17 protein-coding genes are annotated in these 18493 nt (G+C 73.3%); 9 read left to right on the top strand and 8 right to left on the bottom strand.

Features of this window, described 5'->3' with window-relative positions; genetic code table 11:
* Positions 1–24: 24 nt before the first annotated feature.
* Positions 25–816, bottom strand: coding sequence for a PspA/IM30 family protein (locus tag ACFZCP_RS43220; RefSeq protein ID WP_362679664.1), 792 nt, complete (start codon positions 814–816; stop codon positions 25–27).
* A 300-nt stretch (positions 817–1116) separates the two neighbouring features.
* On the opposite strand from ACFZCP_RS43220, the gene ACFZCP_RS43215 reads away from it, so the two are divergent.
* From ACFZCP_RS43215 to ACFZCP_RS43205, 3 genes are all read left to right on the top strand, one after another.
* On the top strand, positions 1117–1722 hold the full coding sequence (locus ACFZCP_RS43215; RefSeq protein ID WP_391442246.1) for a DUF3043 domain-containing protein: 606 nt from the start codon (positions 1117–1119) through the stop codon (positions 1720–1722).
* 83 nt (positions 1723–1805) lie between these two features.
* Positions 1806–2507 carry a methyltransferase domain-containing protein gene (locus ACFZCP_RS43210; protein WP_391442245.1) on the top strand — a complete coding sequence of 234 codons (702 nt, stop codon included), beginning with the start codon at positions 1806–1808 and terminating at the stop codon, positions 2505–2507.
* 57 nt (positions 2508–2564) lie between these two features.
* Entirely contained in the window at positions 2565–3635 is a 1071-nt protein-coding gene (locus ACFZCP_RS43205; RefSeq protein ID WP_391442244.1) for a trypsin-like peptidase domain-containing protein, read from the top strand.
* Positions 3636–3665: 30 nt separating this feature from the next.
* Here ACFZCP_RS43205 and ACFZCP_RS43200 read toward each other — a convergent pair whose 3' ends face one another.
* Entirely contained in the window at positions 3666–3878 is a 213-nt protein-coding gene (locus tag ACFZCP_RS43200; protein ID WP_362679652.1) for a hypothetical protein, read from the bottom strand.
* Positions 3879–4079: 201 nt separating this feature from the next.
* On the opposite strand from ACFZCP_RS43200, the gene ACFZCP_RS43195 reads away from it, so the two are divergent.
* Complete coding sequence (locus ACFZCP_RS43195; RefSeq protein ID WP_391442243.1) at positions 4080–5282, top strand: bifunctional adenosylcobinamide kinase/adenosylcobinamide-phosphate guanylyltransferase; 1203 nt, start codon at positions 4080–4082, stop codon at positions 5280–5282.
* Between the two features lie 162 nt (positions 5283–5444).
* Here the strand turns inward: ACFZCP_RS43195 and ACFZCP_RS43190 are convergent, their stop codons facing one another.
* Positions 5445–6437: a methyltransferase domain-containing protein gene (locus ACFZCP_RS43190; RefSeq protein ID WP_391442242.1), complete on the bottom strand. Its 993-nt coding sequence runs from the start codon at positions 6435–6437 to the stop codon at positions 5445–5447.
* A 133-nt stretch (positions 6438–6570) separates the two neighbouring features.
* On the opposite strand from ACFZCP_RS43190, the gene cobT reads away from it, so the two are divergent.
* The 3 genes from cobT to ACFZCP_RS43175 all read left to right on the top strand — a co-directional run bounded on the left by cobT (position 6571) and on the right by ACFZCP_RS43175 (position 10323).
* Positions 6571–7659 carry a nicotinate-nucleotide--dimethylbenzimidazole phosphoribosyltransferase gene (gene cobT, locus ACFZCP_RS43185; RefSeq protein WP_391442241.1) on the top strand — a complete coding sequence of 363 codons (1089 nt, stop codon included), beginning with the start codon at positions 6571–6573 and terminating at the stop codon, positions 7657–7659.
* Between the two features lie 128 nt (positions 7660–7787).
* Positions 7788–9584: a phosphatidylglycerol lysyltransferase domain-containing protein gene (locus ACFZCP_RS43180; protein ID WP_391442240.1), complete on the top strand. Its 1797-nt coding sequence runs from the start codon at positions 7788–7790 to the stop codon at positions 9582–9584.
* A gap of 10 nt (positions 9585–9594) precedes the next feature.
* A complete protein-coding gene (locus tag ACFZCP_RS43175; protein ID WP_391442239.1) occupies positions 9595–10323 on the top strand; it encodes a hypothetical protein in 729 nt (242 codons plus the stop codon).
* On the opposite strand, the gene ACFZCP_RS43170 is transcribed toward ACFZCP_RS43175, so the two are convergent.
* Positions 10263–11027: a hypothetical protein gene (locus tag ACFZCP_RS43170; RefSeq protein ID WP_391442238.1), complete on the bottom strand. Its 765-nt coding sequence runs from the start codon at positions 11025–11027 to the stop codon at positions 10263–10265. The genes ACFZCP_RS43175 and ACFZCP_RS43170 overlap by 61 nt on opposite strands.
* A gap of 78 nt (positions 11028–11105) precedes the next feature.
* On the opposite strand from ACFZCP_RS43170, the gene ACFZCP_RS43165 reads away from it, so the two are divergent.
* A complete protein-coding gene (locus tag ACFZCP_RS43165) occupies positions 11106–11891 on the top strand; it encodes an adenosylcobinamide-GDP ribazoletransferase (RefSeq protein ID WP_391442237.1) in 786 nt (261 codons plus the stop codon).
* A gap of 45 nt (positions 11892–11936) precedes the next feature.
* On the top strand, positions 11937–12545 hold the full coding sequence (locus ACFZCP_RS43160; RefSeq protein WP_362679628.1) for an RDD family protein: 609 nt from the start codon (positions 11937–11939) through the stop codon (positions 12543–12545).
* Here the strand turns inward: ACFZCP_RS43160 and ACFZCP_RS43155 are convergent.
* The 4 genes from ACFZCP_RS43155 to ACFZCP_RS43140 form a co-directional block, all read right to left on the bottom strand.
* Positions 12500–13150, bottom strand: coding sequence for a spherulation-specific family 4 protein (locus ACFZCP_RS43155; protein WP_391442236.1), 651 nt, complete (start codon positions 13148–13150; stop codon positions 12500–12502). The genes ACFZCP_RS43160 and ACFZCP_RS43155 overlap by 46 nt on opposite strands.
* Positions 13147–14658: a hypothetical protein gene (locus ACFZCP_RS43150; protein WP_391442235.1), complete on the bottom strand. Its 1512-nt coding sequence runs from the start codon at positions 14656–14658 to the stop codon at positions 13147–13149. Before ACFZCP_RS43150 ends, ACFZCP_RS43155 begins: the two co-directional genes overlap by 4 nt.
* A complete protein-coding gene (gene pelF, locus ACFZCP_RS43145) occupies positions 14655–16175 on the bottom strand; it encodes a GT4 family glycosyltransferase PelF (protein ID WP_391442234.1) in 1521 nt (506 codons plus the stop codon). Before pelF ends, ACFZCP_RS43150 begins: the two co-directional genes overlap by 4 nt.
* Positions 16176–16318: 143 nt before the next feature.
* Positions 16319–18355: a hypothetical protein gene (locus ACFZCP_RS43140; RefSeq protein WP_391442233.1), complete on the bottom strand. Its 2037-nt coding sequence runs from the start codon at positions 18353–18355 to the stop codon at positions 16319–16321.
* Positions 18356–18493: the final 138 nt, after the last annotated feature.

The raw sequence follows: 18493 nt of genomic DNA, 5'->3' as shown, positions 1-18493 counted from the left end.
TCGGCTCGGGGTCCCGGCGCCGGACTACTGCTTGTCGAAGCGCGGGGTGTCCTGCGGGTGCTGCTGGGACTGCCCCTGGCCGGCGCCGCCCTCGATCGCCTGCTGAGGCGAACCGCCGGCCAGCTCGGCCTTCATGCGCTGCAGTTCCAGCTCTACATCCGTACCACCGGAGATCCGGTCCAGCTCGGCCGCGATGTCGTCCTTGGCCATGCCGGAGGGGTCGTCGAGGGCGCCGGAGGCGAGCAGCTCGTCGATCGCGCCGGCCCGGGCCTGGAGCTGGGCGGTCTTGTCCTCGGCGCGCTGGATGGCAAGGCCGACATCGCCCATCTCCTCGGAGATGCCGGAGAAGGCCTCACCGATACGGGTCTGGGCCTGGGCGGCGGTGTAGGTGGCCTTGATGGTCTCCTTCTTCGTACGGAAGGCGTCGACCTTGGCCTGCAGCCGCTGGGCCGCCAGGGTGAGCTTCTCCTCCTCGCCCTGGAGGGTGGTGTGCTGGGTCTCCAGGTCCGTCACCTGCTGGCTCAGGGCGGCCCGGCGGGAGAGCGCCTCGCGGGCCAGGTCCTCGCGGCCGAGCGCGAGCGCCTTGCGGCCCTGGTCCTCCAGCTTGGACGACTGCTGCTGCAACTGGTTGAGCTGGAGTTCGAGGCGCTTGCGGGAGGTCGCCACGTCGGCGACCCCGCGGCGCACCTTCTGCAGCAGCTCCAGCTGCTTCTGGTACGAGTAATCGAGGGTCTCGCGCGGGTCCTCGGCCCGGTCAAGGGCCTTGTTCGCTTTCGCGCGGAAGATCATCCCCATACGCTTCATGACACCGCTCATGGGCTTCGCGCGCCCCCTTCTGACGGACTCCAGCTCACCGATGCTGCGACAGAACCCACAGTACGGGCCCTGACTCCATTACCGCACTGTTCCGGGGGCGATACGCTCATCCCCAAGAACGACTGCGGACGATATCGCTCCGGCGCAAGGAGTAGGTGGTCCTCGGGGTGAGGACCGCCGGACTCCTCGGTGGCCGCCGGATGAAGCGTCTGCTACGCCCCCTCTGTCCCCCTACAGACGTCCGGTGTTGCCGGATCGTTCCCCGTTGGACTGGGGTCCATGCCCCGGTAGCCCTTACGCTTGGGTTTTGTGTTCCGTAGCCGTGCCAAGGACGAGAAGGCCCCCGCCGACAAGGCGTCGGTGACCGACTCCAAGCAGCCCCGAGACCCGCAGGCCCCCAAGGGCAGGCCCACGCCCAAACGCAGTGAGGCCCAGTCCCAGCGCCGCAGTGTCGCCAACACGCCGACGACGCGCAAGGACGCCGCCAAGCGTCAGCGCGAGGAGCGCCGCCAGGCGCTGGACCGGCAGCGCCAGGCGCTGGCCGGAGGTGACGAGCGCTATCTGCCCGCCCGGGACAAGGGCCCGATCCGCAAGTTCGCGCGCGACTGGGTCGACTCGCGGTTCAACGTCGCGGAGTTCTTCCTGCCGCTGGCCGTGGTCATCCTGGTGCTGAGCGTGGTGCGGGTGCCCTCGATCCAGGCCCTGGCGCTGTGGCTGTGGCTCGTCGTGATCGTGCTGATCGTGCTCGACGCGGCCGTCAGCGGATTCCGGCTCAAGAAGCGGCTGGCGGAGCGTTTCCCCGACCAGAACCGCCGGGGCGCCGTCGCCTACGCCCTGATGCGCTCTCTCCAGATGCGCCGGCTCCGGCTGCCGAAGCCGCAGGTCAAGCGCGGAGAGCGGCCCTGAGCGCAGACGCCTTCACCGGGGGTGCGGCCGAGTCCTGGCTGAACAAGCTGGGCGGACTGCGTGATGTCGTACGGCAGGAGCTGGTGGCCCGGCAGCTCGACGAGCAGATAGCCGGGCGGTTCCCCGTCGGGCAGCGTCTGCGGGTGCTCGACGTGGGGATGGGCCAGGGCACACAGGCGTTGCGGCTGGCCCGGCTCGGTCACCAGGTGACCGGCGTCGAGCAGGACGTCACGATGATCGCGGCCGCGCGCGAGGCCCTGGCCGGTGAGCCGGAGGGCATCCGCGAGCGGGTCCGGCTGGTGCAGGGCGACGGGCGGGACACCGGCGTGCACTTCCTGCCGGGCAGCTTCGACGTGGTGCTCTGCCACGGCGTACTGATGTACGTCGAGGAGCCCGATCCGCTGGTCGCCGGTCTGGCCCGGATGCTCGCGCCGGGCGGCCTGCTGTCCCTGCTGGTGCGCAACGGCGACGCGCTCGCCCTGCGGCCGGGCCTGTCCGGGGACTGGGAGGGCGCGCTGGCCGCGTTCGGCACCACCGCCTACACGAACCGCCTGGGCCTGGACGTACGGGCCGACCGGCTCTCGGCGCTCAGCGCCACGCTCGCCGGCATCGCGGCCCCGCTGCACGCCTGGTACGGGGTGCGGGTCTTCACCGACACGGCCGCGGACGACGCGGAGATCCCCGCGGACCTCCAGACGCTGCTGGCGGTCGAGGAGCGGGCCGGGCGGACGGATCCGTACCGGGGTGTCGCGGCGCTGCTGCACTTGTGCGGGGTGCGGGGCTGAGCCCGTTCGGACGTACTCGACGGGCTGGGCGCATCACCCCGACGGGAGACTCGGGGCATGGACGCTTCCCGTACCCGTGCCCCGTGGAGGGTCGCCTCCGTCACCGCTCTCGTGTGTGCCGCGCTCCTGGCCTTCGGCTGCCGGGCCCCGGTGGCGCCCGCCGAGCGCGACGCCCCGACCGCCGGGGCGTCGCTCCCCCTGTCCGTGAGTGAGCTGCAGGGGCAGTACCTGAAGGTCATCAAGCAGGTCCTGCCGTCCGTCGTGCAGATCCAGGCGAGCCATGACCTGGGTTCGGGGGTCGTGTACGACGGTCAGGGCCACATCGTCACCAACGCGCACGTGGTCGGCTCCGAGAAGACCTTCAAGGTGACGACGGCCAGCAGCGAGGAGCCGCTCACCGCCCAGTTGGTCTACTCGTACCCGGACCAGGACCTCGCGGTGATCCGGCTCGCCGAGGTGCCGGACGGGCTGAGGCCGGCGGCGTTCGGGAACTCCGAGAAGGTGCAGGTCGGCCAGATCGTGCTGGCCATGGGCTCGCCGCTCGGGCTGTCCTCCAGCGTCACCCAGGGCATCGTGTCGGCGACCGGACGGACCGTCAGCGAGGGCAGCAGCGGCGGCGGGACGGGCGCCACCATCGCGAACATGGTGCAGACGTCGGCCGCGATCAACCCGGGCAACAGCGGCGGCGCCCTGGTCGACCTGAACGGACAGGTCATCGGCATCCCGACGCTCGCCGCCGCCGACCCCGATCTGGGCGGCAGCGCGGCACCGGGCATCGGGTTCGCCATCCCCGCGTCGATGGTGAAGACCGTCGCGGGCCAGATCATCGCCTCCGGCAAGGTCGTCGACTCCGGGCGGGCCGCGCTCGGCGTCACCGCGCGGACGGTCGTGGACGACAGCTACCGGCCGGTCGGGGCCGCGGTGGTCACCGCCAGGAGCGGCGGGGCGGCCGACCGGGCGGGGCTGCGGCCGGGTGATGTGATCACCAAGGTGGGCGGCACTGCGGTCAGCACGACCACGGAGCTGTCCGAAGCGCTGGCGGTGGCGAGACCGGGGCAGCGCACGACGGTGACCTACCAGCGCAACGGCGCCGCAACGACGGCGGAGGTGACGCTGGGCGAGCAGTGAGGAGGGAGGCCCCTCCTCACCCCCGTCGGGCTACGACGCGTCGGCGTGCAGACTCATCGGGCCGTAGATCTCGGTGTTGTCCTCGAACAGCCGCACCTGGTCCGCGCCGCCCTCCTGCAGTTCCTTCCAGTGCTCGCCGATCCAGGACTCGGCGTCTCCCTGTGTGGTGAACTCCTCCGGCTGCACGGCGGGCTGGACCTCCGTCCCGTCGGCCTTCTCGAACCGCCACGTCCATGCCGTCATATGGGCCTCCTTTGATCCAACACCTGCGGGAAGCGTATGCGCTCCACCGGGTCGGCCGTCAGGTGACCTCGGGCAGTGCCGAACCCGCGGGCCGGCGCGGCCTGTCGCGCCCGCGCGGCCGAGCCGCATGCCGGCACGGCCGCGCGGCCCCCGGGGGATGCGGATGAGCGGCGCCCGCGCGGACGGGGGAAAATCGATCTCGTGGAAGTGACTCTGCTCGGTACCGGTGCTCCTGAGGGGCTGCCCCGCCCCGACTGTCCCTGCGCGGTGTGCGCGACCGCGCTGGGACCGGACGCGCGGGCGGCCACCGCGGTGCTGGTGGACGGCGCGCTGCTGCTCGACCTGACGCCCGGGGCAGCGTTCGCGGCCGCGCGGGCGGGGCATTCGCTGGGCGGGGTACGGCAGGTGCTGCTGTCGCATCCGCACGACGGGCCCGCGGTGGAGGTGCCGGCCGGGCTACCGCAACCCGTGCGGGTGCCGGACGGGCGGGAGTTGACGCTGCTGACGGGTCATCGGGTGCGGGCCCTGGCGATGGACGCGGGCGGCACCGGGTACGCGGTGACCGGGCCGGACGGGCAGCGGCTGCTGTATCTGCCGCCGGGCGGGGTCCCGGCCGGCCTGGAGGATGCCACGGCGGAGACGTACCAGATGGTGTTCGCCGACGTCGTGGGCCGCCCGGATGCGCTGGCCCGGCTGCGGGCGGTCGGCTCCCTCACGCCGACGACGGACGTGATCGCCGTCCATCTCGACCACGACGTGCCGCAGGGTGTCGAGGTGCGCCGGCGGCTCGCGGCGGCCGGGGCACGGGCCGTGCCGGACGGTACGACGCTGGTGGTCGGGACGTACGAGGAGGTGCCGGACGTGCCGCGGCGGACGCTGGTGCTGGGCGGGGCGCGTTCGGGGAAGTCGGTGGAGGCCGAGCGGCGGCTGGAGGCCTTCCCCGAGGTGCTGTACGTGGCCACCGGCGGGACGCGCGGCGGGGACACCGAGTGGGCGGCGCGGGTGGCCGCGCACCGGGAGCGGCGGCCCGGGTCCTGGCGGACCACGGAGACGACCGATCTGGTGCCGCTGCTGGCCGTGGCCGGCCCGCCGGTGCTGATCGACTGCCTGTCGCTGTGGCTGACGGACGTGATGGACGAGGTCGGGGCGTGGGACGACGCGGAATGGGCGGACGGCGGTGAGAAGGCGCTGCGCGAGCGGGTGCGGGAGCTGACGGCGGCGGTGCGGGCCACGCGGCGGACCGTGGTGGCCGTGTCCAACGAGGTCGGCTCGGGGATCGTGCCGGCGACGGCGTCCGGGCGACGGTACCGGGACGAACTCGGGCGGCTGAACGCGGCGTTCGCGAGCGAGTGCGAGCAGGTCCTGCTGGTGGTGGCCGGTCAGGCTGTGGTCCTGCGGGGCTGAGCGACACCGTTGGCTGTGGCCGGGCAGCCTGGAAGCACCCCGAAGGGGCGCGGGGAACTGCGCGACCAACCCCCACTGGCCCGCACAGACACGACGGCGTCCGCCCGACCGCACTGACACGGCGACACCCACCGACCCGCAGTCGTGCGACGGCGCCCACCACTACCCGGCGATGCTCACTTCCTTGCGCGCCACGATCCGGTACGCGTTGGAGAGACGGATGCAGTGGGACACGGGGGCGACGATGTGGTCCAGTGCCGAGGCCAGCGCCAGCGCAGGCGCCGCCATGACTCTCAGCAGTGCCGGGACGTGGGCCAGGGCCAGCGAGAGGGCCGCCGACAGGTCGTAGGGCACGTGGGGTGCCCTGCGGTCCGTGACGAGGATCGTGCAGCCCTGCGCCTCCAGTTCCGCGCGCAGGTTGGCCAGGGGCATCAGGTGGAGGTGGCGGGGCTGGCCGTAGGGCAGCCACCACTTGCCGAGCAGCGCGGCGAACGCACAGCGCGGGTCGGGGACTTCGACGACGAGGTGTCCGCCGGGGCGCAGTGCGGTGAGGGCAGCACGGAGCTCGGAGCGCGGGTCGGCGGCGTGCTCCAGATGGTGGAACATGCTGACCACGTCGTAACGGGCGCGCAGCCGGGCCGCCGTCCCCGGGGTGGTCAGATAGCCCCGGTGGGCCTCCTCGACGCGGCCCTCCAGGAGCGCCTGTTCGACGCGCGCCGTGGGGTCCAGGCCGTCGAAGCTGGTGTAGGGGAAGAACTCCTTCGCCGCCTCGGGGAAGCGGGCGTGTCCGGTGCCCACGTCCAGCCAGCTCTCGGGTTCGGAGAGCGCCGACAGCGCATGGGCGGCGGCGCGGTGGCGGCGCCGTACGGCGCGGGCGGAGAGGATGCGGGCGGCGAACTCCTCCAGGTGTCTTTCGTAGAAGTCCCGGTGGTAGAAGGCGAGGCCTTCCGCGGTGAGCCGGGGGTTCTGGAAGGCGTGGCGGCAGTCGCGGCACTCGTCGACGGCGAAGGTGCCGGGCCGGTGCCGCAACGGGTCGGTGGCGCGCATCCGGGTGCGCAGGCGCGGGGATCCGCACCACGGGCAGTCCTCGCGGCGCGGCTCCTGGAAGGGGTCTTTCGGGCCGGTGACCCGTGGGGCGAGGGGCGAGGGCTGCATGGGCGGCTCCCTGTGCGACATTCCGCTGCAAACCGGAACGTATGGGATACCGATCTTGGGTGCAACGATGTGGTGGCCATGGGGTGGCGGTGTGGCGCGGAAGGGTTCGTTCGCTGCCGGTACTGTTCGGCGAATGAGCAGCCTTAATCTGGACGACTTCACCGATCTGATCGAGCGCCCGGACGGTGGCGTGCGCCGCGACGCGGAGGCCCGGCGGGAGCGTCAGATCGTGCCGCCCGGCTCGCTCGGGCGCCTGGACGAGCTGGGCGAGTGGCTGGCCGCCGCGCAGAGCGCCGTACCGGTACGGCCGGTCGAACGGCCCCGCGTGCTCCTGTTCGCCGGTGACCACGGGATCGCCGGACTGGGCGTCTCGGGGCGTCCCGCGGGCAGCGCCGGACAGCTGGTGCGGGCGGTGCTGGAGGGCGGCAGCGCGGTGTCGGTGCTCGCGCGCCGCCTCGACGTGCCCGTGCGGGTCGTGGACATGGCCCTGGACTGCCCCCCGGACGCCTTTCCGCAGGACGTCGTGCGCCACCGGGTGCGACGCGGCAGCGGCCGTATCGACATCGAGGACGCGCTCACCCCGGACGAGGCCGAGGCTGCCTTCCGGGCGGGTGTGGCCGTCGCCGACGAGGAGGCCGACTCGGGGACGGACCTGGTGGTGCTCGGCGATGTGAGCGTCGGCGGGACCACGGCGGCGGCGGTGCTGATCGCCGCGCTGTGCGGGACCGACGCGTCGGTGGTGACCGGGCGGGGCGGGCTGGCCATCGACGACCTGGCGTGGATGCGCAAGTGCGCGGCGATCCGGGACGCGCTGCGGCGGGCCCGGCCGGTGCTCGGGGACCAGCTGCAGTTGCTGGCGGCCGTGGGCGGTGCCGATCTGGCCGCGATGACGGGTTTCCTGCTGCAGGCTGCGGTGCGGAAGCTGCCGGTGATTCTGGACGGCGTGGTCGCCGCCGCGTGTGCGCTGGTCGCCCAGCGGGTGGCTTTCCGGGCGCCGGACTGGTGGCTGGCCGGGCACGACAGCGGGGAGCCGGGGCAGGCGAAGGCGCTGGACCGGATGGCGCTGGAGCCGCTGCTGGCGCAGGGCGTGAAGGTGGGCGAGGGCGTGGGGGCGCTGCTGGCGCTGCCGCTGGTCAGGGCCGCCGCCGCCCTGGCCGCCGAGCTGCCCGAGAAGGAGCCGCAGGAGAAGCAGGAGGCGGCGCAGGAGCCCGAGGAGAACTAGCCCACCGCGGCCGGGCGGACAGGGCCCGCGGCCCCGGCGGCGGCACCTGTGCGGCCTTGGTGTGGGTGCCGGGCTACCACGGCAGGAAAAGTATGGTTCGTCGGGTCAGCCCCATATGATCCTCCCCCATGGGAGATGCCCGAATTGCCGTGGAACAGCAGGACGAGCCGGAACGGTCCGGTGAGCAGGGGCGGCGGTCCACCGGTGCTTCCCGGCGGGCCGCCGCTTTTGCCGTCTGGTATCTGCGGGCCGTCGCCTTCGTCAACTTCCTCAGCGCGGTGTGGGTGTCGCTGGGCCAGGACGTGCGCCGGCACAACCAGGAGAACTACTTCACGCCGTATCTGCTGACGGCCGGCTTCGCCTCGGGCCTGTTCACCGCGTTCCTCGCGATCACCATGCGGCGGCGCAAGCGGGCCGCGTGGATCCTGAACCTGGTGCTCAGCGGGTCCTTCCTGGCCCTGTTCGCCTTCGCGATGGCGTTCCCCGAGATCAGACAGTACGCACAGAACTGGATCTCCCTGGTGCTGACGGCGGCGTTCGTCACGGCCCTGCTGGCCGGGCGGCGGGAGTTCTACGCCAAGGGCGACCGGTCCAATCCACGGCTCGCCGCGACGGTCGCCGTCGGTGGCGGCCTGCTCGCCTCGCTGCTCGCCGGGGTGCTGGTGACGATCACCAACCAGGCGCCGGACGCGGCCCGTTCCACGTTCCTGGAGCGCTGGCACTACGGCACCTTGCGGCTGGTGTCGGTGGCCGCGGACGAGAACCACTTTCCCGGGATCGAGCCGCCCAACTGGGCCAACGTGGCGATCAACGTGCTCAGCACGGCCCTCGTCCTCGCCGTCTTCTACGCCGCCTTCCGCTCCCGGCGCGCCGTCGACCCGCTCACCGAGGACGACGAGAAACGGCTGCGGACTCTGCTGGAGCGGCACGGCGAGCGGGACTCGCTCGGCTACTTCGCGCTGCGCCGGGAGAAGAGCGTGGTGTGGTCGCCGACCGGCAAGGCGGCCGTCGCCTACCGCGTCGTCGGCGGTGTGAGCCTGGCCTCCGGGGATCCGCTGGGCGACCCGGAGGCGTGGCCCGGCGCGATCGTGCCGTGGCTGGCCGAGGCGCGGGCGCACGGCTGGATCCCGGCCGTGATGGGGGCGGGCGAGGAAGCGGGGACGGTCTACGCCCGGCACGGGCTGGACGCGCTGGAACTCGGCGACGAGGCGATCGTGGAGGTGGCCGAGTTCACGCTGGAGGGCAGGGCGATGCGGACCGTCCGGCAGGCGTACAACCGGGTGAAGCGGGCCGGGTACGAGGTGCGCATCCGGCGGCACGAGGACGTCCCGGCCGACGAGATGGCGTCCCTGATCGAGCGTGCGGACGACTGGCGGGACGGGGCCACCGAGCGCGGGTTCAGCATGGCGCTCGGCCGGCTCGGGGACCCCGAGGACGGGCGGTGCGTGATGCTGGAGTGCACGGACGCCGAGGGGAGGCTGCGCGCGCTGCTCTCCTTCGTGCCCTGGGGGCCGCACGGGCTGTCCCTGGACCTCATGCGGCGGGACCGGGACTCCGAGAACGGGCTCATGGAGTTCATGGTCATCGAACTGCTGCGCCGGGCGCAGGAGATCAAGATCACCCAGGTCTCGCTCAACTTCGCCGTGTTCCGGTCCGTCTTCGAACGTGGCGCGCGCCTCGGCGCCGGACCGGTGCTGAGGCTGTGGCGGTCGCTGCTCAGCTTCTTCTCCCGCTGGTGGCAGATCGAATCGCTGTACCGCGCCAACGCCAAGTACCGGCCCATCTGGGAGCCGCGGTTCCTGCTCTTCGAGAAGAGCGCGGACCTGCTGCGCATCGGCCTCGCCGCGGCCCGTGCGGAGGGCTTCCTGGAGGCGCCGGGACTGCCGAAGTGGCTGCACCGCAGGCACCTGGACACACACCGGTGAGGAACGCTTGATGAGGACGCTCGCCCGCTGGGCCCGTGCCGAGTGGGGGCTGCTGTACGTCACCGTGCGCGAGCCCCTGCTCAAGCGGCACCTGGGGGCGGCACCGATGACGGTTATGGCGGTGTGCCTGACCGCGCTCCTGCAGTACGTGCAGAACCGGCCGTGGGGCTATCAGTTCGTGCAGAACGTGGGTGCCGTACGGGCCGAGGACCCCCTCGGGCTGGCCCTGCTGCGCACTCCCCTGTCGCTGTTCGTCCCGGCGCTCGACCTGCCGGTGTGGGGTGCGCTCGTGCAGATCCTGCTGGTGTTCGGGATCGCCGAGATCTGCCTGGGCTGGTGGCGCACGCTGACCATCGCCTACGTCGCCACCCTCGCCGGGACGCTGTTCGCGCGGCTGGGCATCGCGCTCGGCCCGCACGCCCCGTTCGGCCTTCCCTGGACGGACGCGCACGTCGTCGACACCGGTCCGTCGGCAGCCGTGGTGGGGCTCGCGGTGTTCGTGGCCTGGCGGTACGGCGCCTACGTGACGGCGGGTGCGGTGACGGCGTCGATGGTGGCCGAGGTGCTGCTCAAGGAGAACCTGGCGGGCAAGGAGCATCTGGCCGCACTGATGGCCGTGGGGACGCTGTGCCTGCTGGTGGCGGTGCGGCACCGGCACGGGTACCGGCTGCGGCGGCGTCACCGGTGGCCGGGCAGCCGGAGCGGGCGCGGGTCGGGCTTGCCGCCGATCCAGTCCTGAAGGGCGCGCCGGGGCCGCGCCCAGCGGCGGTCGTGGTGGTAGGCGCGCAGGATCGCCCGCGCGCGGACGCGGGGGCGGTTGCCGTAGAAGCGGCGCGCCCACGGGGAGCCGGGGCGGGCCAGGCGGACCGCGCCGACGAACGCGATCAGGGGCACCACCACGCCGTAGATCGCGATGCGGGCCTTGCCCTTGCTCAGGGCGACGAGGGAGAAGAGGAAGTTCACGCCGATGTTGGCGATGACGGTGCCCCGGCCTTGGAGTTCCTCCGCGGACAGGTCGTTGACGCCGAACGGGGAGAACCCGGCCAGCAGCAGCCCGACCAGGGCGGCGGTGAGCACGACCGCCTCGACGCTCTTGCGGCCCTCCTCGCTCCAGTAGACGTCGTCCAGGTGCAGGATCAGCGCGAACTCGTCCAGGACCAGCCCGGCCCCGATGCCGAAGACGACCGCGGCGACGGGCCCGCCGGCCCCGTGCCGGTCGCTGGCGACGGCCCCGAAGCCGCCGACGATCGTCAGGACCACTCCGGGGACCACGTGGTGGATGTGCAGCCCGCCCGCGCGGACGTTGCCGAAGGGCCCCCTGCCCGCCCGGATCAGCCGGGTGATGATCCGGGTGACGAGGAAGGTGGCGACGAAGGCGGTCAGGGCCAGCAGCAGCGGGAGCTTGCCCGGCTCCACGATGTTCCGCTCCCACCAGTGCCCCATGTGCGCACATTACCCGTAAACATCCTTTTGTCCTTGGCCTCTCCGAGCCGTTTCACGACCGCCCGATACCCTGCGCCGGTGCTCACCACCTCCGCTCTCGACGGCCTCCGCTTCGCCTTCGGCACGCTCACCGTGCTGCCCGTCCGGGTGCACCGCTGGGACCGGCAGGCCGCGCGCGGGGGCATGCTCGGCGCCCCGGTGGCCGGACTGGTCGTCGGCTGCGCCGCGGCCGGGCTCGGGCTGCTGCTGCTCCTCCTGGGCGCCGGGGCGCCGCTGGCCGCCGTCGCCTCGGTCGCCGTACCGGCGGCGCTGACCCGTGGCCTGCACCTCGACGGGCTCGCCGACACGGCGGACGGGCTGGGCAGCGGCAAGCCCGCCGAGGACGCGCTGCGGATCATGAAACAGTCGGACATCGGCCCGTTCGGGGTGATCACCCTCGTCCTGGTGCTGCTGGCGCAGACCGCCGCACTGGCGCAGCTCTACGGCGACTCCTGGACGCGGGGCGCCGCGGGAGCGGTGATCTCGGCGGTCGCGGCCCGGCTGGCGCTCACCCTGGCCGCGCGCACCGGGGTGCCGGCCGCCCGGCCGGAGGGGCTCGGGGCGGCGGTCGCCGGAGTGGTGCCGGTGCCGGGCGCGCTGGCCGTCGCGGCCGTGTGCACGCTCGGCGCGGCCGCCTGGGGGGCGGTGCCCGGCCCGCTCGGCGGGCTCCGTGCGGCGGCCGCGGTGCTGCTGGCCCTCGCTGCCGCCGAACTGGTGCTGCGCCGCTGCACGCGCCGGTTCGGCGGGGTCACCGGGGACGTGTTCGGCGCGCTCGCGGAGACCGCGGCGACGACCGCGCTCGTGGTGCTGTCCCTGGGTCGTTAGGCTTCGCCGGTACACGGACAAGGAAAGTGTGATCGGGGGACATCCGTGCTGAAGCTGCGCCGTGCCGTGGCCTGGTTCATCGACTTCGCTCTGGTGGTGACGGCGGCCTCGCTGCTCGCCGTGCTCACCTTCCACCGGATCACCGCGCTCGTCACCGACGTGCCGGAACTGGCCACCCGGGGCGGCTTCGACCTGCTGACCTCGCGCGGTGACGTCGTCGGCGCCTCCGAGTCGCTCGGTCTGTCGCTGTGGGACAAGGCCGTGCTCGACGTGGAGGAGGCCTTCGGCGCGCTCGTCGTCGCCACGTTCCTCTACCAGTGGGCCTGCCTCGCCCTGCTCGGCCGCACCCTCGGCAAGGGGCTGCTCGGGCTGCGGGTCACCCCGCGCCGCTCCCGGCACTGCCTGCGCCGGGCCGTCGTCACCACCGCCGCCGACGTCGCCGTGTACGCCCTGGCCTGTGTGCTGCTGGTCGAGGGCCACTTCGTGCTGTCGGTGGTGGTGTGGGGGGCCGCGGTGGTGCTGTTCCTGGTCAACGCGATCCCGGTGCTCTCCCCCGGCGGCCGCTCCCTCGCCGACCTGCTGGCCGGCACCTCGGTCGAAGGGATCCTTCAGCGGGCGGAGCCCACACCGTGGGGCAGTGTGCCCCAGGGGTGAGCGCCCGTGCCGGGCACCGCGCAGTGCACGTCCGCGCCCCGCTCGCGTGCGGCCGAGGCCGCGTCCTCGCCGGGCGGTACGCCGTACACCAGGTGGCACAGCCGCACCCCGTCCGGGTGATGCCGGGGCTGCGGGGGCGTGCGCCGGTACGTCGTCCAGGGGCCCTCGAAGGTGACCAGGAGATCGGCGAGCGCCCCGTACGCCGGGTGCGGCGGCGTGCCGTGGTTCAGGGCGAGGGTGCGGCAGCCCAGGGTCCGGGCGGCATCGGCCAGCCGCTCGTAGTGCCGCAGCCCGCCGATGCCGGCGGCGGCCTGGTCGAGGAAGGCGCCGTCGGTGCCGTACCAGCCGCGGTGCCGCTCCAGATCGTGCACGACGTCCTCGTACGGCCTGCTGCCGTAGCCGGTGTCGGCGTAGCCGAGCACCCGCACGCCCGCCGTCCGCAGCCGGGCAGCGGTCTCGGCGAAGGCCGCGTCCGGGCGGTTGCCCGGTCCGCTGGCGGGATTGAGGACGACGCCGTACAGGCGGGGCGCGGCGGCGAGGACCGCCGCCCACTCGGCGGGGCGGACGGCCGGATGCTCGTAGTAGGGCACCAGCAGCGTGCTCATCGGTGCGCGCTCACCCGCCCCAGCAGGCCGTGCACGAGCGCCGCTTGGGCGAGGGCCGCACCGGCGTACACGGCGAGCGCGACGGTGTGCGCAGACCCGGCGTGGGTGAGCAGGGCCAGGCTCTGGGCGAGAGCCGCCGCGCAGCAGACCGCCGCCGCGCCGAGGACGGCGCCGAAGGACTGGAGCAGCAGCCCGGTCCACAGCACCGTGCCGAGGGCGAGCAGGGCGGCCGGGCGGAGTCCGGCGGGCGCCGGGGCGTGCGGCCACAGCGCGGTGGCGGCCAGGGCCAGAGCGAGCAGGGCGGCCAGATAGCCGGTGAGACAGCGGGCCAGGGTGCGGGCGGCGGCCCGGCGGAACGCCCGCGGGGTGCCCACGGCCCGCAGCGCGGCCAGAGTGCCGCTGCGGAAGCGGTACAGCAGCCATTCGGCGGGGCCCATGCTCAGGGTCAGTGCGACTGCGGCCGGAGCTGCGACCGCGCTGTGCTCCGCGCCGGCCAGAACGTCCCCGAGGGCCGCGTTGACGACCAGGGTGCCGGTGGCGAGGCCGAAGACGGCGTAGGGCAGGGAGCCGATGAAGCGGGGGCCGGTTGCCTTCGGCCGGCCGCGGCGTCGGCGTGGCCGATCGCGCCCGCGCGGCGGTGCCGCATGAATCGGTGCGGCCCCGCGCCTCTTCGGGGCGCCGACGGCCGGGGCCACCTCCAGGAAGCCGAGCGTGGCCACGGCGGTCAGCGAGGTCAACAGGAGCGTCAGGCGGGCGGGTTCGGGGAGGGGGTGGAGCAGGGACACCACGGCTCCCGCCGTCATCGGTGCCAGGGCCGCCAGCAGGGCCCGTTCCCGGCCCATCACCAGCAGGGCGCCGGACGCGCCCAGGTAGCAGGACTGCCCGGCGGCGAACGCGACGGCCGCCGGGTGGCCGGTGCCCGCGACGGCGAGCGCGACCAGGGTGCCGAGCAGCATGCCCCCCGGGGCGCCGGCCAGCAGGCAGCGGCGGGCCGCCTCGCGGTCGCCGAGCCCCAGCCAGGAGTAGGCGCGGTGGGCGAGCCCCTGGTTCCAGGCCCAGCCGCACAGGGCGCCGGCCAGCAGCGTGCGGGTGCCGGCCGGGAGGCCGGCGGCGTCGTGCGGACCGGCGAGCAGCGGGGCGCCCAGGACGTGGGCGAGGCCCGGCAGCGCGAAGACGAGCCCGCGCAGCAGACAGCCGGGCAGGCCGGCCCGCCACGGGTCGAGGGGCTCGCCGTCCGGCTCGGGGTGGCGGCGCGGGGTGCGGCCGTACAGTTCCTCGGCGAGCGCGAAGGAGTCGGGCACTCCGTAGCGCTCGCGTATCCGGTCGTCGGAGAGGCCGTCGGACTCCAGCAGGGCCGCTATCTCGTCCGGGTGGACGGCGGCCGACACGAACTCGTGCAGTTCCGCGGCGAGTTCGTCGATCGGGTCGGGCTCGGCCCGGTACGGCCGCGAGCGCTGCGACGGGATGCCGGGCAGCGTGCGGGAGGGCGCCCGCAGGTCTTCGCTCACCGGCCGGTCCCGTCCGTCGCGGCCGCCGCGTACCAGGGGTCGCGCAGTTCCCGGGTCCAGTCGGCGACCGTCTCGACCGTGGGCTCGTACACCTCGGGACGGCCGGCCAGCTCCTGGTAGATGGTGCGGAAGTTGTCGACCGAGCGGCGCAGGGTGAACCGGTCGATCACCCGCTGCCGGGCCAGGTCGCCGAGTTTCAGGCGCCGTTCGTCGTCGCGCAGCAGGGTCAGCGCCGCCGCGGCCATCTTCTCGGGCTCGCGCGGCGGGACCACCAGACCGGTGTCACCGACCGCCTCGCGGACCCCGCCGACGTCCGTCGAGACCGTCGTACGGCCGCAGGACATGGCCTCGATGACCGAGAACGGGAAGCCCTCGGAGATGGACGACAGCAGCACGAGGTGGCCGGCCGCGTAGGCGCGCCAGACCTCGCTGATGCGGCCCTCGAAGGTGAGGCCGTCGGTGATGCCGAGTTCCGCGGCGAGCTTCTCCAGGCGGGTGCGGTAGGCCTCGCCGCCCGGTGGGACCGGGCCGAACAGCCGCAGCCGGGTGTCGGGCAGTTCGGCGCGGACGAGAGCGTAGGCGCGCAGCAGGGTCTCCAGGTCCTTGATGGGGTCGACGCGACCGCACCAGGTGAGGGTGGGCAGGCCGGGTTCGGGCCCCGCGTGCGGGAAGGCGTGCGGGTCGACGCCGTTGTAGACCGTGCGGATCCTGTCCGGGTCGGCGCCGCCGCGCTCCTCCCAACGGCGGTTGTACCGGTTGCAGGGGGTGATCAGGTCGGCCGTGCGGTAGCCGTGTGCGTTCAGTTCGCGGTAGAAGCCGAGCAGGAACGCCTTCACCGGCCAGCGGTGGCCGTCGCCGCGCTGCCCCAGGTAGCGCTCGCGCAGATAGATGCCGTGCTCGGTGAGCAGGAACGGCACTCCGTCGAGCCGGCGCGCGGCGAGGGCGGGCAGGGTGGCGAGGCCGCTGCTGACGGCGTGCGCCACCGAGTCCTCGGGGATGCGCACGCCCAGCGGGCGCAGGGCGTGCTCCAGCAGGTCGGTGGCGGTCAGCGCGTCGTGCACGGTGGGCCGGGCGGCCGCCGTCGGCAGGTGCGGCATCGTCCAGATCCACTGCAGCGAGCGCAGCGCGGACTCGGTGCGCAGGGCCGCGGACAGCCATCCGTCGCGGGCGATGCGGGCCAGCTCGTCCAGCGCCTGGCCGAAGTCGCAGCGGGCCTCGGGATCGAGGAAGGACAGCAGCAGACGCTCGTGGGCGTCGGTGAAGCGGCGCCGGGCCCTGCCGTAGGGGGCACGGGCCCGGCCGGGGCGCGGGCCCCAGGTGGGCACGGTGATGTGCCCGCGGACGTTCGGCGGCAGCTCCCAGGTCACGGGTTCGCGGCCGCTGCCGGTGAGCGAGACGAGGTGGAAGGCCACCTCCGGCATGCCCTGGACGAGTTGGTCGCACCAGGTGCTGACCCCTCCGTGGACGTGCGGGTAGGTGCCTTCGGTGAGCATGGTGACGTGACGGCCGGTGCGCATCGCTGCGCGGCTCCCCCCTGTTTTTGCGGATGTTGTGCGGGGAACTGCGGCTCCGGGCCCGGCTGCGGGTTCGAGCCGGCCGGTCGCGCCCGCGCGGCGGAGCCGCAGATCGATAGCGCCCCGCGCCCCTCGGGGCGCTCCTCCTACGGCAGCTTCAAGGTGAGCGCCGCCTGCAGGACGCCTGGTGTCGCCCACGCCGAGCGCTTGCCGGCGTAGGCCGTGCCGAACGTGGTCGTGCCCAGCAGCTGCTGCTGCTTGGTCCCCTCCGGTGCCGTCACCGGGATCTGGGTGCCGGACGGCGCGGTGACGGTGACGGTGTTGCCGATCCGGTAGGCGGTGACCTTGCCGTTGTCGAGCGCGGTCTGCCACCGGGCCCGGTTCTGCAGTTCGGCGCCGATGGCGCTCTGCCGCAGGTTGACGACCGGGGTGTTGGCGGCGAACAGGGCCTGGTAGTCGGCGAGCACGCGGTCCAGGACCGGGTAGAGGATGCGGTCCTCGGCCAGGTTGGACTGGTGTGCGTAGTGCGGACGCGGGTCGTTGCTCAGCACATGGCCGAGGTCGGTGCGGGCCTCGGCGGGCACGATGTGGTCGGTGTAGCCGGTGGCCGTGTCCAGCGGCTGGTCGAGGCAGGTCGAGGTCGGGTTGTTCTCGCAGATCCCGCTGCCGCCGTCGGCCTTGGACGTGTAGATCCAGTTGTACTCGTCGGCCATCTCGGTCCTGGTGCCGGCGTTGTAGTACACGTTCATCGGGTAGCGCGGCACGGTGAGCGTGCTGTTGCCCACGGCCCGCTGCTCGGACTCGCGGGAGTTGTCCGAGGCGGTCCATTTCACGCCGTTCGCGGCCAGCGCCGGCCCCAGGTCGGGGTTGTCCTGGGGCTGCTGCGGCAGGGTCTTCAGGCCCGAGTGCTCGCCGGTGACCAGCTCGCCGCGGTCGACGGAAAGACCGTGCTGGAGCGCCCAGTTGTAGTTGTTGGAGATCTCCCCGGAGATGTCGGAGCGGCTCACCCACTGCGTGGAGCCGTCGGCGTTCTTCGCGCAGCTCCACGGCACGGTCGAGGTGTCCTGGACACAGCCGAGGAACAGGTGGGTGTAGGTGTGGTTCACCCAGCGGTACTTGGTTTTGTCGGCGAGCAGTTGGTCGGCCAGCGCGTCCTTGCCGCCGTTCTCGCTCTTCCACTCCTCGCCGGAGCCCGCGTTGAACACCATGTCGAGCGTGAAGCCGTGGCTCTGCTCCCAGGAGGCGGCGTACTGCGCGTCGGCCGCCGTCATCCGGATCGGCGTCCCGGTGTCGCCGCCGCCGCCCGCGCAGTCGATGTCGCCGGGTGTGCAGTTGCGCTCGGTGTCCCAGCGGGCGTCCGGCGCGAAGACGTCGTCCACGTGGACGGCGAAGTAGTTGCGGGCCTGTCCCAGGTGCACGCCCTGGGTCAGCCATTCCACGATGCCGCGGGCCAGCACCCGGAACTGCTGCTGGTACTGGTTGTAGGCGAAGGTCACCACCAGTTCGCGGCGGCCGTCGTGGGCGTACTCGCCGAGCAGGCTGCCGGTGCCGGTACCACCGGGCACGGGGACGTCGACGTAGCTGGTGAAGCCGGTGCGGGGCTGGGCCACGAAGCCGTAGCTCTCGTCCACCGAGGGCGAGTTGTCCTCGAAGGAGAAGGTCCCGTCGAGGTAGCCGAAGGGGCCCGACCTGCCGGCCGCGCTGACGGTGGCCGTCCGGCCGTCGAGGCTGCCCGAGTAGCCGTCGGCGTCGGTGTAGTCGAGGCCGACCTCGGGGTGGGCCCAGGTGTAGGCGTCGACCTGCGGGATGCCGTACGTCTTCTCGTACGCCTCCAGGGCCGTCTGCTCGGCGGAGCCCGCGCCGAACGGAGCCTCGTTGGGCAGGACCACCCCCTGGAACCTGGCGCGGGGCCGCCCGCCCACCGTGTCGCTCAGGAAGGCGCCGGTGATGGTGGAGCGACCGGAGTCCCGCAGGTCGACGGTGGTGTACGGGATGCCCTCGCTCTTCAGTTGCGCGGTGATCGCGCCGACCGGGCTGCCGCCGTCGTCGACCACCAGAACCCGCAGATCGATGCGCGGGTCGGTGTCGGCCGAGGCGACCGGCGCGGTCAGCCCCAGGGTGATCAGTGCGGCGGCCGTCGCGGTGACGGTCACGGTTCTCCGGCGATGCGCTCGCTGCGCCATGGCTGGTTCCTCCCCCCAGAAGATCCCCCACGGTGAAACCGCGGGGGATCTGTGGAAAACATGTGAAGCGGTGGGCGGCCGGCCCACCGGAACCCGACGAGTGTGGCTCAGGCCACCACCACGCAGAGGTGGTAAGTG

This window comes from Streptomyces sp. NPDC007971 (genome assembly GCF_042958635.1).
Taxonomy (GTDB): domain Bacteria; phylum Actinomycetota; class Actinomycetes; order Streptomycetales; family Streptomycetaceae; genus Streptomyces.
Note: the sequence above shows the minus strand (reverse complement) of the source record. Positions and strands in the feature narration are given on the sequence as shown.